15 protein-coding genes are annotated in these 15,592 nt (G+C 27.9%); 8 read left to right on the top strand and 7 right to left on the bottom strand.

Annotated features, from left to right (window positions below):
- Positions 1-50 precede the first annotated feature (50 nt).
- The 3 genes from AWN65_RS07980 to AWN65_RS07970 all read left to right on the top strand — a co-directional run bounded on the left by AWN65_RS07980 (position 51) and on the right by AWN65_RS07970 (position 4,822).
- On the top strand, positions 51-2,165 hold the full coding sequence (locus AWN65_RS07980) for a TonB-dependent receptor plug domain-containing protein (protein ID WP_235588303.1): 2,115 nt from the start codon (positions 51-53) through the stop codon (positions 2,163-2,165).
- Between the two features lie 60 nt (positions 2,166-2,225).
- The gene (locus tag AWN65_RS07975) at positions 2,226-3,314 is read left to right on the top strand and encodes an HmuY family protein (RefSeq protein WP_060382680.1); all 1,089 of its coding nucleotides are present in this window, start codon (positions 2,226-2,228) and stop codon (positions 3,312-3,314) included.
- Positions 3,315-3,490: 176 nt separating this feature from the next.
- Positions 3,491-4,822 carry a T9SS type A sorting domain-containing protein gene (locus tag AWN65_RS07970; RefSeq protein WP_081078410.1) on the top strand — a complete coding sequence of 444 codons (1,332 nt, stop codon included), beginning with the start codon at positions 3,491-3,493 and terminating at the stop codon, positions 4,820-4,822.
- A 395-nt stretch (positions 4,823-5,217) separates the two neighbouring features.
- Here the strand turns inward: AWN65_RS07970 and AWN65_RS07965 are convergent, their stop codons facing one another.
- The 6 genes from AWN65_RS07965 to AWN65_RS07940 form a co-directional block, all read right to left on the bottom strand.
- Positions 5,218-6,048 (bottom strand): GIN domain-containing protein, encoded by an 831-nt coding sequence (locus AWN65_RS07965; RefSeq protein WP_163444473.1) that lies wholly within the window; start codon positions 6,046-6,048, stop codon positions 5,218-5,220.
- Between the two features lie 119 nt (positions 6,049-6,167).
- Positions 6,168-6,893: a head GIN domain-containing protein gene (locus tag AWN65_RS07960; protein WP_158447586.1), complete on the bottom strand. Its 726-nt coding sequence runs from the start codon at positions 6,891-6,893 to the stop codon at positions 6,168-6,170.
- A 215-nt stretch (positions 6,894-7,108) separates the two neighbouring features.
- On the bottom strand, positions 7,109-8,842 hold the full coding sequence (locus tag AWN65_RS07955; protein ID WP_060382676.1) for a PspC domain-containing protein: 1,734 nt from the start codon (positions 8,840-8,842) through the stop codon (positions 7,109-7,111).
- Between the two features lie 5 nt (positions 8,843-8,847).
- Positions 8,848-9,177: a PadR family transcriptional regulator gene (locus tag AWN65_RS07950; RefSeq protein ID WP_060382675.1), complete on the bottom strand. Its 330-nt coding sequence runs from the start codon at positions 9,175-9,177 to the stop codon at positions 8,848-8,850.
- A 91-nt stretch (positions 9,178-9,268) separates the two neighbouring features.
- Positions 9,269-9,751, bottom strand: coding sequence for a nuclear transport factor 2 family protein (locus AWN65_RS07945; RefSeq protein WP_060382674.1), 483 nt, complete (start codon positions 9,749-9,751; stop codon positions 9,269-9,271).
- On the bottom strand, positions 9,751-10,215 hold the full coding sequence (locus AWN65_RS07940) for a DUF4870 domain-containing protein (RefSeq protein ID WP_060382673.1): 465 nt from the start codon (positions 10,213-10,215) through the stop codon (positions 9,751-9,753). Before AWN65_RS07940 ends, AWN65_RS07945 begins: the two co-directional genes overlap by 1 nt.
- 265 nt (positions 10,216-10,480) lie before the next feature.
- Here AWN65_RS07940 and AWN65_RS07935 point away from each other — a divergent pair, with 265 nt between their 5' ends.
- Together AWN65_RS07935 and AWN65_RS07930 are read left to right on the top strand one after the other, a co-directional pair.
- Positions 10,481-10,936: a DUF4442 domain-containing protein gene (locus AWN65_RS07935; RefSeq protein WP_060382672.1), complete on the top strand. Its 456-nt coding sequence runs from the start codon at positions 10,481-10,483 to the stop codon at positions 10,934-10,936.
- 76 nt (positions 10,937-11,012) lie between these two features.
- Positions 11,013-11,918, top strand: coding sequence for a TIGR01777 family oxidoreductase (locus AWN65_RS07930; RefSeq protein ID WP_060382671.1), 906 nt, complete (start codon positions 11,013-11,015; stop codon positions 11,916-11,918).
- Positions 11,919-11,937: 19 nt separating this feature from the next.
- Here the strand turns inward: AWN65_RS07930 and AWN65_RS07925 are convergent, their stop codons facing one another.
- On the bottom strand, positions 11,938-12,603 hold the full coding sequence (locus AWN65_RS07925) for a YceI family protein (RefSeq protein WP_060382670.1): 666 nt from the start codon (positions 12,601-12,603) through the stop codon (positions 11,938-11,940).
- Between the two features lie 143 nt (positions 12,604-12,746).
- On the opposite strand from AWN65_RS07925, the gene AWN65_RS07920 reads away from it, so the two are divergent.
- From AWN65_RS07920 to AWN65_RS07910, 3 genes are all read left to right on the top strand, one after another.
- Positions 12,747-13,286: a nucleotide exchange factor GrpE gene (locus tag AWN65_RS07920; RefSeq protein WP_060382669.1), complete on the top strand. Its 540-nt coding sequence runs from the start codon at positions 12,747-12,749 to the stop codon at positions 13,284-13,286.
- 57 nt (positions 13,287-13,343) lie between these two features.
- Positions 13,344-14,459: a molecular chaperone DnaJ gene (gene dnaJ, locus AWN65_RS07915; protein WP_060382668.1), complete on the top strand. Its 1,116-nt coding sequence runs from the start codon at positions 13,344-13,346 to the stop codon at positions 14,457-14,459.
- A gap of 160 nt (positions 14,460-14,619) precedes the next feature.
- Positions 14,620-15,546 carry an ABC transporter ATP-binding protein gene (locus AWN65_RS07910; protein ID WP_060382667.1) on the top strand — a complete coding sequence of 309 codons (927 nt, stop codon included), beginning with the start codon at positions 14,620-14,622 and terminating at the stop codon, positions 15,544-15,546.
- Positions 15,547-15,592 lie beyond the last annotated feature (46 nt).

Raw genomic sequence — 15,592 nt, 5'->3', positions numbered from 1 at the left:
AAATAAAAATAAGAGTATATTTGCACTCAAATAAGAATACACTTACTATCATGTATAAAATAATAATGCTTGTCCCTTTTGTTTTTAGTAATATCGTAATGGGGCAAATTGATTCTAGGGATTCATTGCGAGTAAAAAAAATAGATGAAGTAGTAATTACAGGACAATTTACTCCTCAATCATTAAAAAAATCTGTTTTTAATGTAAGAGTTATTACTTCTAAGGATATACAAAATTTATCAGCAAATAATTTTACAGATGTATTAAATCAGTATTTAAACATTTCATTACAGCCCAGCGGTTCAAGTGGTCGTTCTACTGTTTCTTTATTTGGATTAGATGGACAGTATTTTAAAATATTAGTAGATAATGTACCGCTAATTAACGAAAATGGTTTAGGGAATAATATAGATCTTTCTCAAATTAATTTAAATGATATAGAACGAATTGAAATTGTAGAGGGATCTATGGGTGTTACGCATGGGGCTAATACTGTTACGGGAGTTTTAAATATTATTACAAAAAAGAAGCTTTCAGGGAAATTTGCTTTACGTATGGGAATTCAGGAAGAAACTATAGGTAAGGAGTTTCAAATTTTTGATAAAGGAAGGCATATACAAAATTTTAAATTCTCCTATAATTATAAAGGTAAATGGTATTTTGATTTAGGTATTAATAGAAATGATTTTAAAGGGTTTTATGATACAAAGCAAGGTAAGTTTTATAGGGAAAATGATGGGACTAGAGGATTAAGATGGTTACCTAAAGAACAATTAAATGGAACGACAACAGTTGTTTATCATGCTAATAATTTTGATTTGAATTACAAATTAGAAATGTTTAATGAATTGGTTCGATTTTATAACAGTACAGTTCAATCAGGATATAATGATGATTTCGGGTATTATCGTTACGCTAATGATAAACGATATTTTGTAAATAGAATTTTTCATAATTTAAATCTTTCGGGACGTTTTTTTTCAAAAATTAATTATACGGGATCATTTTCTTATCAAAAACAGGAACGAAAATTAGAGAATTTTAAATTTAATTTATACGATAAAAATGAACTAAATAATGATCTTTTTAAGGATCAGTCTATGGAGGTTTATTATAGTACAGGTTCTTTGAGTAATTTTTTTAATACTGATAAAGCAGATCTATTGTTAGGATACGAAATAGTTTCTAATAAAGGATTTTCTTTGATTCAGAAGGAGAATAATGTTTTGGAGCCTATTGAAAAAAGAATTAATAATTATGATTTTTATGTTTCTAGCGAATTGTCAATTACAGATAAATTTTCTCTTAAACCAGGTTTACGCTTTTCAATTCAATCTTTATTTCAAGATCAATATGCTTCCTCATTAGCTTTGCGTCATTTGTTTAACAAAGGAGTAGAGATGCGATTATCTTATGGCACTTCTTATAGGACCCCAAATTTTACTGAACTTTATTCTAAACAAATTTTTGATGGACATTTTTTTTCAGGTAATGAAAAATTGATTCCAGAAACCAGTACTTCTTATGAAGCTAGTCTAAAACGAGTACAAGAGTTTAAAAAAAATACCATTTTCTCTAATCAGTTGTCTACTAGTTTTATTGATTTAAAGGATAAAATAGATATGGTTTTGTCCCGATTTAATCCAGATACAGGTAATCCAGAATATCAATATATTAATATTAGTAAATATAGTATACTTAATATAGCCGCTCTAACCCAGCTGAAAAATCAAAAAGTATCAGCTAGTTTGGGAGCCTCTTTAGTAGGGATTTCTCAAAAAATAGATAACCAAGTTTTTTCTTCCAATAAAGATTATTTGTATTCTTTTAATTGCAATGCAAGCCTATCTTATTCTTTTTCAAAACCAGAATTAAATGTGTCTCTTTATTATAAATATAACGGAAGGGTTCAGCAACTAATAGAAGGAGCAACTAAATATGAAGTTTCAACAGTAGATTCTTCTAATTGGCTAGACTTTACTTTGCAAAAAAAGATTTTTAAAGACAAAGTAGAAACTAGTATGGGAGCTAGAAATATATTGAACATAACTAATATAAATCAGTCAGGAATGGAGCAATCTAGAGGACATGCAAGAAACTCTCAACTGATGTTAGCTTATGGTCGTTCCTTTTTTGTAAAAATAGTATATAACCTAAATTTTTAAACAAAAAGATAAGGTAAAATGAGCAATAAAAATAATTAATAAACAATAACAATAATCTATATGAAAAAAGGACTATTACTACTGTATTTAACTACATTTTTTATCTCTTGTTCAAAAGAAACAATAGATGAAAAAACAAAGACCGTAATCTCTAAAGAAGAAATTTTAAAACCAGAGATAGGAGGTCCTAATCAGCCTAATCAGGTTTTTTTAGATTTGAGTAAAGAGACATCTAAAGTTGTAAATAGAGCAACATGGGATTTAGGTTTTTATTCTGGAGATGGTTTTAGAGTAATTTTGAACAGTTCTATTTTTATGGCGGTTAAAAAAACAGATCAAACAGATATAACTTTAGTCCAAAACTCGGATAAAAATGTAGTCTCTTTAGGAGGGTTTAATTTAGCTAAAAATGGATACTGTGATGATGCTACAGGTGTTTTAAATGGTAAAGGAAAAGGAGAAGGAACTGCAATAGCAGAAATTTCTGCGGTTGATAACGAAAACAAAGTGTACCTGCTCAATCTAGGTTTTGAAGTTTCTACAAACACACCTGCAATAGGTTCAGTTAGTACAGAAGGAAAAGCAAGAGGCTGGAAAAAAATTAGAATATTAAGAGCTAATAATGGAGGATATAAAATTCAATATGCTGATTTATTAGATAAAGATTTTAAAGAAAAAATAATAGATAAAGATAGGTCATACAATTTTACTTTTTTCAGCCTATTTAAAGATGAGGTTGTAGTTGTAGAACCTAAAAAGGAATCATGGGATTTATGTTTTACTACTTTCACTAATTATATTTTATCGGGAGATGATATTGTGACTTATGGGTTTGCAGATTTTGTTATTTCTAATATGAAAGGAGGAACACAGGTATATGAAGTAAATACATCGGAATATACTTATGAAAAATTTAAAAAAGAAAATGTAATAGAATCTAATCTTATACCTTCTAAAAAGGATCAAAGGATAATAGGTTCTAATTGGAGGGTAGGAGGATCTCAATTTGGAGGATTACCAAGTATCAAAACAGACCGTTTTTATGTTTTAAAAGATATTGAATCTAATTATTATAAAATAAAATTTCTTACAATGACTAATGATAAAGGAGAAAGAGGGAATACCAAAATTCAATATTCTTTATTATAAATTAAAACTTATTTGAAAATACAATTTCAAAGAATAAAATAGAATCATTTCACAGTTGAGATTACGATATGATTTTAATCTTTTATGTTAGAATTACAAACTAAGTATTGATTTTGAGATAGTCTTTTCTTCTAGCTTAAAGAAAAACAACTAGAAAATAATTTAAAACTATATATATGAAAACAATAAAACTATTTTTATTGATGATTTTCAATTGGTGTTCTTATACTCAAATAGCTTATAACCCAATTGTTGAAAAAATTAATTTAGGAAATGATGGAGAAAATAAGGCCTATTATAAGCTAAATTCAGGAGTTATAAAAAATATCAAAAATGAAATTAATTGGCATCTGGCTTTTCAAATAGATAATGATCGAGGTTTTGGAATTAGAGTTAATACCAGTAGTGCAATATGTACTGTTTATAAAACAGATAAAACGGAATTAAGTCAAGTAACGAAAGATAATTATAATTCATTGGCAAGAGGGAATGATAATGAACTCTATAATAGTACTGTAGATTGGAATATAGGGGCACTAAATAATGATTATTGGGATGATCAAACCAATCCTCATAAATATTATATAGGTTGGGGAGCTTATGATATAAAGACACATAAGGTTAATGGAAATCGTGTTTTTATTATAAAACATTCGACTTTTATAAATGGAGCTTGGAAAGGGAATTATTATAAATTAAAAATTAATTCTCGTTTTAGAAATTACGTCTTTACTTATTCAAAATTTGATGGAAATGATTGGGGACCAGAAAAAACAGAAGTAATAAATGATTTAGATTATAGAAATTCAGGAAATAAATTTGTGTATTATAATCTAGAGACTCATTCTGTTGTGGATGAAGAGCCTCAATCATGGGATTTCTTATTTACGACTTATGATCAAAATTTAAATAAAGCTGAAATTAGACCTAGTGATTATATGTATACAGTTACAGGTTGTTTACATAAGTATGGAATTGTTGTAGCAGAAGTTTTAGAAGAAGATCAAATTATTAATTCTAATTTCGAAAATTTAACATATAAAGAAGATATGAATGTTATTGGCTATGATTGGAAGGAATTTAATTTTGAATTTTATAATCCATCATATACAATGTCTAAAAAGAAATTTTACGTAAAAACGTTAGAAGGAGATTATTATAGAGTATTTTTGAAATATAAGGTTGTTAATAGATACGAACGAGAAATAGAAATTTATAAACAAAAATTAGAAAAAAAGGTGTTGTCTAATGAAGAATTTAAAAACGATTCTTTTAATATATATCCTACTGTTTTGACAAATTCAAAAGTAACTATAGAAACACCAGAACCGAGAGCATTTAAAGAAATTGAAATTTTAAATTCTACAGGTCAGATGGTTTATCATAAAAATATTAATTCAATAGTAAATCAGTTAGAAATAGATTTGCCAGAAAATATAAACAAAGGTATTTATGTGATAAAAATAAATACAGATAACAAAATTTTTACGACAAGACTTGTTAAGTAATTTTAATTAAGAAGCCTTAAAGTGAAAAAATAAAGTGGTTATATGATTATAGAAATGTATTTTTAAGATATGTGTATCTTTACAGTACTAACTATATAATTTTTAAGGTTGTTCAAATATTTTGGTTATGAAAAGGCTGTCCTTAATTTTTTTGGACAGCCTTTGAAATGATGAATCTTTTAAGTGCCTGTGTGAAAGATTGTATTCTTTTATTTAAACCTTAAAGGAGAAACTACATAATTTTATCATTGATATCTTTTAAGAGGTAAGAGATGATGAATTATTGTTTTAAATCAATTTACTCTTATATTTGAAAAAGGCTCAGATTATAAAACCCAAGCCTTAACTTTTAACTTACACACTTTGTGGGATAGTGTCGTTTTTTGGAATCTCAATTACTTTGTTTTTTTCATTAAGATTGCTTCGTCTGCAAATTTTAGGATTTCAATTTTAGGTTCTCCGTAAATGGCTAATTTACTTTTTCCTGACGCAGATATAGACAATTTACCATTTGTAGATATATCACAATCAGTATATCCTTCAACGGTTAATGTAGTACTTTTTGAAGCTAGATTTTTTCCTTCGTATTTAGTATTATTGTCTAATCGTAGTTTTAGTTCATTTGTATCTCCTTCTATAGCTGCTGAGGATTTTTGATACATATCTATTTTTAAAGTATTAGCATTTATTAAAGCTTTTAAATCAGCATTTTTACTCATTTCTACAATTGCATTGGTTCCTTTGTAGTTTAATTCTATTTTAGATTTGTCATTACTGATTAAAGTAAAATTAGGAATTGTGGCATTTATTGATACTTTTGAATAGTCTAATGCTTTAAGTGTGAGTTTTTTTACATTTAAATCATTAAAGGCGTTGAGTTTTGCATGATGTTTAACGTTAATTAGTTTTAAGCTATCAGTATAAAATACACGAACATCAATTTTTTTATAAGTAGCTATTTCTTTGTTGGTATTAAGGCGTAACGTTTTTCCATAAATCTTACGATCTATAACATCATGTAAATTATCATCAGCTTCAATTTCAATTGCATTTTTGTCAGCTTTTATTAAATAAACCTCTAAGTTATCTTCTATTTCAATTTCTTCAAACACTTCCGTTCCATATTTTTCAGTTTTCACCATTTTGGTTCCCTTAATCCTTTCTTTGTTTTGAGAGAAAGCAAGGGTTGTCATAAGGCTAATAAATAATAAGCTAATTTTTTTCATTTTTGTAGAATTTGGTAAAATACAAATATAAAAAAAAATCATTCTGATCTAAGGAATGATTTTTAAGGTTAACTACTTCTATTTATTGACTTTTTAAAAAGTACAGAAGAGATTATAAGTTATTGTTTTTCAATTGTTCCTTCAGAAGAATCATTTAAATTTTTTATTTTGGGAGATCCAGCATAATAAATACTACTACTACTAGAAGCGTCTGCATGTAATGAAATTAGAGGATGAACTCGTATTTCACTACTACTAGAGCTATTTGCAATAATATCATTAGCAAGTAAATTACGAGCATTTACAGTACTACTACTAGATGAATCAATGGTAAGTTTTATTGCTTTACCCGAAACCGTTATTGTACTACTACTACTAGCATCTATTGTTATTTTTTCAGATTCTATTAAAGCTGTTAGATCAGCGCTACTATCTGTAATTAACTTAATATTATTGCTTTTTATGATGCCTTTTGTTTTTAATTCAGCAGCACTAGAAGCTTCCAATTCTTCAATAAAAGGGAGTGTTATATGAATTTTATTTGCTTTGATATTAATGTAGTTCCCATTTTCAGAACTTATTTTTAGCGTGTTATCTTCTATTTCGGTTAGTATATCATCATATATATTCTGATCCGCTTCTACCATTACTTTAAAGTTAGGACCTTGTGTTATTTCGCATTTTAAACCTTCTGAAATAGATATTTTATTAAACCCTCTTAATTGTCTATCTTTTATTATGACTTTACCATTGCCTTTTATAGATTTTTTATTAATATTTAAATTACAAGAACCAAAGATGAAAGCAATTATAAAGGTTACGATTATTTTGGCTAGATGAATCATAAGTTTTATCATAATGTTATTTTGTTTTTATAATTTTTTATCAAAGAAAAAGGGAGAATTATTATTGAAAAACAGATATTAATTTAAGATAGAAATAATCTTGTATTGTGTAAATAAAAATACAATCTTTATATTTCCATGTTATAGAATTATTTAATTTTCTAATATTTTCCCTACGAGCATAATCAATTTTATACAATTTCAGTCTTTTGAATTTAGTTGGTTTTAATGATGATACCGTCTTTACTTATTTTTAATTCTTTAATATCTTGAGTATTTGTAATAGTAGTATCTTTTTTTATTTGTAAACCATTTCCGTTTAAAATGACAGTTGCATCATCATTTAGTTCATCTTCTTGATCTTCATCGTCTAATAGATTCCTTGGGCAATTTTTACATCTTATTTTATTTTCCTCCACTTCATATATATAGTCATTAGAAGAAGTATAAAATCTAAAGTAATCCCCACTTGTTATATCGTAATGTTTTAAAGAACTATCAGGTTTTATATACATTCCTTTAGGAACAAATAAAAAAATTCTAACTTGATGATCTCGAAATTTATATTTTGGATCTATTAAAAAATAGTTTTCAAGACTCAAAAGATGAGGATTAGCATCGTCATTTCTGAATTTATATCCTATTCTATTCGCATTTTTTCGAGCTTCCGATAAAGTTTTACCTTTGGCAGTATACTCAATTTGTATATAAGGTTTTGTTTCATCAGTAGGCATTAATTCTAATTCAATATTGTTAGAGTAAATATATTCATGACCTAAAGAATCTTGTACTAGTTCAAAGTCTGTTCTATCATTTACATCTTTAGAAAAATACTCATTGTTTTTAAATTTAATAGTTAAGGTATCGTTTGTCTTAAAATTTTGATTTAAATAACTTTTGTAAACAACCTTGTTTTCATACGCGAATTCACTAGAAGTTATAATTCCTAAAGTAATAAGACCTATGATAGAGCTTAACCAAATAGCCGATAAAGTTAGTTTGGCAACATTTCCTATAGAGTTAATAGTAGGAATTAATATTTTTAATCCTAAAATTAATAAGCAAAAAAAGGGAATAGCTACAGCAAAAAAGGATACTAAACAAATGATCCACAATGATGTACTTGTATAATTAAATGATTCAAAATACTCAATCCAAGGCAACTTCATAAAAGAAGTAGATCCTAAAGTAAAAAATCCAATTAATAATCCAATAATAGTAATCCCGCCAGTAAATACCATCATGGCACCTATAAATTTAGAAAATACTTTCATGATGTTTACAATAATATCACCTAAAGTACTTCCTACTCTTTGTGCTCCTGATTTTACGTTTTCTCCCATTTGGGTATAATTAGCCCTTTGAAATTTTTCTGAAACAGATTCAAATTCCTCTTTTACTTTTTTCTCAATATTTGAAATAGTAATAGGTTCTCCTTTCATTTCTAGTTTTTCAGAAGTGCTTATAGCTTCAGGAGTAACTAACCATAAGATGATGTAAGCTAATAAGCCTATACCAAAACCAGCAAAAACTAGTAAGGTTAAAGCAATTCTAATCCATACGGGATCTATTCCAAAATAATGCCCCAAACCAGAACAAACTCCCGCAATCACAGCTGTTTCTTTGTCTCTGTATAATTTTTTAGTTTTTTCAGTATGAGTATAATTAGGGCTAATAAGAGGTTCTTCTTCTATTTTATAATCTTCAGGTTGCCCCATAATAGTAATCACATCATCTATATCATTTAAACTTAAAACTTGTTTATTACTGCCTAGTTTTTCAGAAAAAAGTTCTGCAATTCTACTCTCAATATCATTCATAATTTCATCTCGTCCTTCAATAGAAAGCGAGTTACGTATAGCGTTGAAATATCTATTTAATTTTTGATACGCATCTTCATCAATGTGGAAGAAGAAACCACCTAAATTCATATTTACTGTCTTGTTCATAAGTCTTAGTTTTGTGATGTTATAGTGTTTACTGCACCCGCAAGTTCATTCCAGGTTATGCTTAGTTCTTTTAAAAAATTTTTACCCTCTTCTGTTAAACCATAATATTTTCTTGGTGGTCCTGAGGTAGATTCTTCCCATCGGTAAGTTAACAAACCATCATTCTTTAGTCTTGTTAATAATGGATATACGGTACCTTCTACTACCAGTAATTTGGCATTTTTCAATGTATCTAGGATTTCGGAGGTATAAGCATCCTGTTCTTTTAATACAGACAAGATGCAAAACTCTAAAACTCCTTTGCGCATCTGAGCTTTTGTATTCTCAATGTTCATAAGATTCCTTTTTTGTTGTTAAACTGTTCATTTTTGATTGATTGATTGATTGATTGATTGATTGATTGATTGATTGATTGATTGAAACTTTTTATTTTATTGGTTGATGATTATAGCTATAAATTCTTTTCATTTTCCATAGATTGTTTTCAAGTAGCCAAAGATGTATAAACTTAGCTTTTCCATCAGCATACTCTCTATTTTGATTTATTGTTAGTAAAAAAATATGTTCTCCACTATGTATAAGACCATAAGGCTTTTCCTGATTATATAATATAGAAAAATGTTCTGTCCCTTTAACTAACTCTCGTCTTATTTTATAATTGTTATTTGAACATAAATTATTCTTAATAGAACTTACTAAATTTTCTTTTCCTAATGTTATACCTCCTTTGTCATGATAAAATTCTATATCATCATAAATATATTGTGCTATATTTATTGTGTTACAAGAATTATAACTTTTCCAAAATTCAGTGTCTAAAGTTTGTATTTCTTGTATAATTTCCTTATCCGATTGAGAAAAACAAGAAAAACTTAAAAGACTAAAAAAAATAAACTCTCTTATCTTCATTATTTAAAAAAGTTGATAGTTATAGGATATTTAAAATAAGCTCCTTCTTCAGCTTTAATCGCCCCATATATTATATAAAATAATTCTATTATTTTTAATAATATAGTAAGACCAAGAATAATCAAACCAAATACACCTATAGTTGATAGATTTAAAAAATCTAAGTCTTCAAATATTATATCTCCCCTTTCTATTTCTTTCCAAGAAAAATTACTTAATATACTCCCTATTATACAAGGAATAGAAATCATAATCATTACAATCGTGTAAACTAAAATACTGAGTTGAAAATTGATGATTTGTTTACCATGAAAATTAACGAAAAAAGAATTTTTTTTTCTTGAAGTCCATAAAATAACAGGAATAATATAATTTCCTAAAGGAAAAATAAATTTAGCAAAAGCACTCAAATGTGTAATTGAAGCATAGTTTTTTTCTTGTTTTGTAATTGGTAATGTTTCCATAAATATAATTTTTGATTGATGATGTTTTATATAGTTGTTTGATAAAGCTAATACTTTTTTAAACTTATTAATTTCTTATACAAAGATAATGTAAAAAAAAGGTACTATGTAAAGCAAAGTAGTTTAATTTAACAAAAAATTAACATTTTAAAAAACTAGGCACGCATAGTATTTTTTGTAGATTAGCCAAATCATAGCTTTGTATTAAGTGTATTTTATTTAAATTAAACAAGTCAAAAACATAATATTATAAATTAAAATAAATATGAAATTTACATCAACTAAATTAAATTTATTTCTTTTCTTTAAATTACCTTCAGCTTTTTGGAGTGGTGTTAGAGTTAAAACTATAGAAGATTATGTATGTCAAGCAACCGTTAAGCATAGATGGGTTAATCAAAATCCATTTAATTCTATGTATTTTGCAGTTCAAGCCATGGCAGCAGAGCTAACAACAGGGGCTTTAGTGATGAAGCAAATTAAAGAAAGCGGTAGAAATATTTCAATGTTAGTAGCAAATAATAAAGGAACTTTTACCAAAAAAGCTACTGGTAGAATTACATTTACTTGTAATGACGGACGTTTGATTGAAGAAGCAATAAAAAATACAATTGCTACAGGAGAAGGACAAACTTTTTGGATGAAGTCTATTGGTACAGATCAAAAAGGAGACCAGGTTTCTGTTATGGATTTTGAATGGACAGTTCGTGTAAAGAAATAATATTCTAAATAGTTAAACTAATGCTAAATAAGATAAAGTACATTTTTTCTGTCGTTAAATTTGTATAAAAAAGATAGTGAAAGTTTTAGTTACAGGAGCTACAGGTTTAGTAGGTAAAGAAATTATAAAGATTTTGCATGAAAAGGATGTTTTTGTGCATTATCTGACCACTTCTAAAGATAAGTTAATACATTCTAATAAAACAAAAGGGTTTTATTGGAATCCTCGAAAAGGTAAAATAGATTTAGCTTGTATAGAGGGAGTGGATTCCATAATTCATTTAGCAGGAGCTTCCATAAGTAAAAGATGGACATCAGGGTATAAACAAGAAATAATAAACAGCCGTGTAATTCCTATGCAAATATTATATGAGCTTTTGCAAAATACCCCAAATCAAGTAAAAAACATAATTTCAGCTTCTGCTATAGGTGTCTACCCATCTTCTGTAGAAAAATATTATACAGAAGATTTTTTAGATTTTGATGATTCCTTTTTGTCTAATGTAATAAAAAAATGGGAAGAAAGCATAGACAACTTTGCAGAGCTAGGAATACAAGTATGTAAGTTACGAATTGGTTTAGTTTTGTCTCAAAAAGGAGGCGTATTACCTAAAATTCTTAATCCCTTACAAGCAGGTTTAGGACTCCTGTTTGGGTCAGGACAGCAATGGCAATCTTGGATACATATAGAAGATTTAGCAAAATTGTTTGTTTTTGCACTAGATTTTCAATTACAAGGAGTTTATAACGCAGTAGCACCAGATCCAGTTACACACAAAGAGTTTATTTTTAGTTTAACAAAAATTAAAGAACCTCCCCTTATTATACTTACCTTACCCAAATTATTAATGAAATTAATTCTAGGTGAAAAGCACGTGTTGTTATATGATTCGCAACGTGTATCATCGGCAAAAATTGAACAAAAAGGATTTCAATTTCAGTATACTAATCTAGAGGAGGCATTGGGTAATTTATTAAAATAATTTTAGTAGCAGGTTTAGTCTAATTTATTTTTCTAGCTACTATATTTACCTGTATCTGAATGTAATCACTTATAAAATCATCTTTTAAGTTATTAAAAATACCGTTTGATCCATGACAAACATTCCAATATGTCCTATTTAATTGTAATGTGTCACTTTTTAGATTCATTTGATTATTATGAAAACTAATTTTTGCAGGAAAATTAACAGACTTAGTGATGCCTTTAATTGTTAAATTTCCATAGATTATGGTTTTGTTTTTCTTTAACTCAGAACTAGTAATTCTAAAATCAGAAATAGGAAATTTAGAAACATTAAAAAAATGATCCTTAATGTTTTTATTAGTAAACCCTTTCAGATAGTTTTCTAGCTTATTTTTGTCTTTTTTATTCTTTAAATCCGTTACCGTTATAGAATTCATATTCATATAAAAACGACCTAAAGCAATAGAATCTAGATTGTATATAAAAATACCTTCTTTTAATTTTAAGAAACCAGTATGTTTTTTAGAAGGTTTAAAGCCACCCCAATAAATTATAGAACTTAATGTGTCTACTTCATATTTTGTTCCTTTTACTTGAGGTAAATGAGTTAGATAACTGTTATGAATCTCTGTGCTTTCCTTTTTACAAGAATTAAATAGAAAAATGACAAACAAAGAAAAAAAGAAGAGTAACTTTTTCATGGTGATTAAAGTGTTGATTATTAGTTACTAATTTACAAAAAGCCTTTTTTATTTACAATTTAAATAAAGATAAAAAGTGACAATTTGGCATTTTTAATTTTTTGGCAATACTTTTGCAATCGCAATTAAAAAAAGACAAGATAATGAGTGCCGAAAATACAGAAAAAGAACTAGAATTAAATAATACAGAAGAAACTCAAGAAAAACAAGCAGAAGCAAATCAAGCTACTGATTTGACTGTTGAAGAAAAATTACAAGAAGAATTAGCAAACGAAAAAGATAAGTTTTTACGTCTTTTTGCAGAATTTGAAAATTATAAAAAACGTACATCTAAAGAACGTATAGAATTATTTAAAACAGCAGGACAAGAAGTTTTACAAGCAATGTTACCTGTTTTAGATGATTTTGACAGAGCATGGGTTCAAATTTCAAAATCAGAAGATGAAGCATTAGTAAAAGGAGTTGAATTGATTCACGAGAAATTTAAATCAACATTAATTTCAAAAGGATTAAATGAAGTTGAAATAAAACAAGGCGATCTATTTGATGCTGATTACGCAGAAGCAATTACCCAAATTCCAGCAGGTGATGATCTAAAAGGAAAAATAGTAGATATCGTTGAAAAAGGATATAAACTAGGTGATAAAATTATTCGTTTTCCTAAAGTAGTGATAGGGAATTAATAATTTGAGATTAGACATTGGTAAACAATTTCAAATTTCAAATTTCAAATTTAAATTATGAGCAAGAAAGATTTTTACGAGATATTAGGCATTAACAAAGGAGCTTCAGAATCAGAAATTAAAAAAGCATATCGTAAAAAAGCGATTGAATTTCATCCAGATAAAAATCCTGGAGATAAAGCAGCAGAAGAAAAATTTAAAGAAGCAGCAGAAGCCTATGAAGTATTAAGTGATGCTGATAAACGTGCAAAATATGATCAATATGGTCATGCAGCATTTGATGGAGCAGGAGGTTTTGGAGGTCATCACATGAATATGGATGACATCTTTAGCCAATTTGGAGATATTTTTGGAAGTGCTTTTGGCGGCGGCTTCGGCGGTTTTGGAGGTGGAGGCGGTCAGCGCCGTGCAAAAGGAAGTAATCTTCGTATTAAAGTAAAGTTAACACTAGAAGAAATAGCTACAGGTGTTGAAAAAAAAATAAAAGTAAAAAGAAAAACACAAGCAGAAGGAGTTACCTACAAAACTTGTTCAACCTGTAATGGCTCAGGTCAAGTAGTTAAAATACAAAATACGATCTTGGGTAGAATGCAAACAGCTTCTCCCTGTCCTTCTTGTGGAGGTTTAGGTCAAATGATTGATAAAAAACCTTCTAATGCAGACTCACAAGGAATGATCCTAGAAGACGATACCGTATCTATCAAAATTCCAGCAGGTGTAGTAGATGGAATGCAATTAAAAGTAGCTGGTAAAGGAAATGATGCACCTGGTAATGGAGTAGCAGGCGATTTAATCGTAGCAATTGAAGAAATTGAACATCCTACCCTAAAACGAGAAGGAGAAAATTTACATTATGATTTATATATAAGTTATCCCGAAGCTGTATTAGGTGTATCAAAAGAAATTGATGCAGTTACAGGTAAAGTACGTATTAAGTTAGAAGAAGGTATTCAATCAGGTAAGATTTTACGTCTAAAAGGAAAAGGAATTCCAAGTCTGAATAGTTACGGTAATGGAGATATGTTAGTACATATCAATGTATGGACACCTAAAAACCTTTCAAAAGAACAAAAAAGATTCTTTGAAGAAAATCTTGAAAACCCAAATTTTAATCCAAAGCCCGAAAAAACAGACAAATCTTTTTTTGAGAAAGTAAAAGATATGTTCTCGTAATTTTTAAATACTTTAACATTGTAAATAAAAAATTCAAAATAAATCCCAGCTTTTGATACTGAAAGTTGGGATTTTTTGTAAAATTTTCTGTTTATCAACAACTAATTATTTATTTTTACAACTTGACATAGAAACAAAGAAAACGACTCAAACTTATATAATGAATAATATTCTTGAAGTAAATAATGTAGTGAAACAATACGGTAATTATACTGCACTGAATTCGATTTCCTTACAAGTTCCTAAAGGCAGTATCTATGGACTTTTAGGTCCTAACGGAGCAGGAAAAACATCCTTGATCCGTATTATCAACCAAATCACAATGCCCGATAGCGGAGAAGTATTCTTGGATGCTGAAAAATTAGCCCCCCATCATGTATCGTATATAGGATATATGCCTGAAGAACGAGGTTTGTACAAAACAATGAAAGTAGGAGAGCAAGCTTTATATCTAGCACAATTAAAAGGAATGCCTCATACAGAAGCAAAAAAGCAACTCAAATATTGGTTTGAAAAACTAGGTATTGAAGGATGGTGGGACAAAAAAATACAAGAACTATCCAAAGGAATGGCACAAAAAATTCAGTTTATAGTCACCATTTTACATCAACCTAAATTACTAATATTAGATGAACCTTTTTCAGGTTTTGATCCTGTAAATGCTAATTTAATAAAAGATGAAATTATTGAATTAAACAAACAAGGGACCTCCATCATTTTTTCAACTCATCGTATGGAAAGCGTAGAAGAAATGTGTGATTATATAGCGCTTATTCATAAATCAAACAAACTTATTGAAGGCAAAGTAAGTGATGTTAAAAAAGAATATCGCACACACAAATTTCAAGTAGGAATCTTATCCGATAATGTAGAAAAATTAATGTATGAATTAACACAAAAATTTACTATCGGACAAACAGCTTTCAAATCACTAAATAACGATCTTAAATTAGAAATTGATCTAGGAGATAGAAAACAAAATGAATTGTTAGAAATTTTAATAAAAAATGGGCAGGTAACACATTTTGCAGAAAATATACCATCAATTAATGATATTTTTATCCAAACAGTAACCAATAAAAAATAACATAAAACAAAATTTAAAATAACAAATGAAACTTTTAAAGCTTCTA

The organism is Flavobacterium covae, assembly GCF_001534645.1.
Taxonomy (GTDB): Bacteria; Bacteroidota; Bacteroidia; order Flavobacteriales; family Flavobacteriaceae; genus Flavobacterium; species Flavobacterium covae.
Note: the sequence above shows the minus strand (reverse complement) of the source record. Positions and strands in the feature narration are given on the sequence as shown.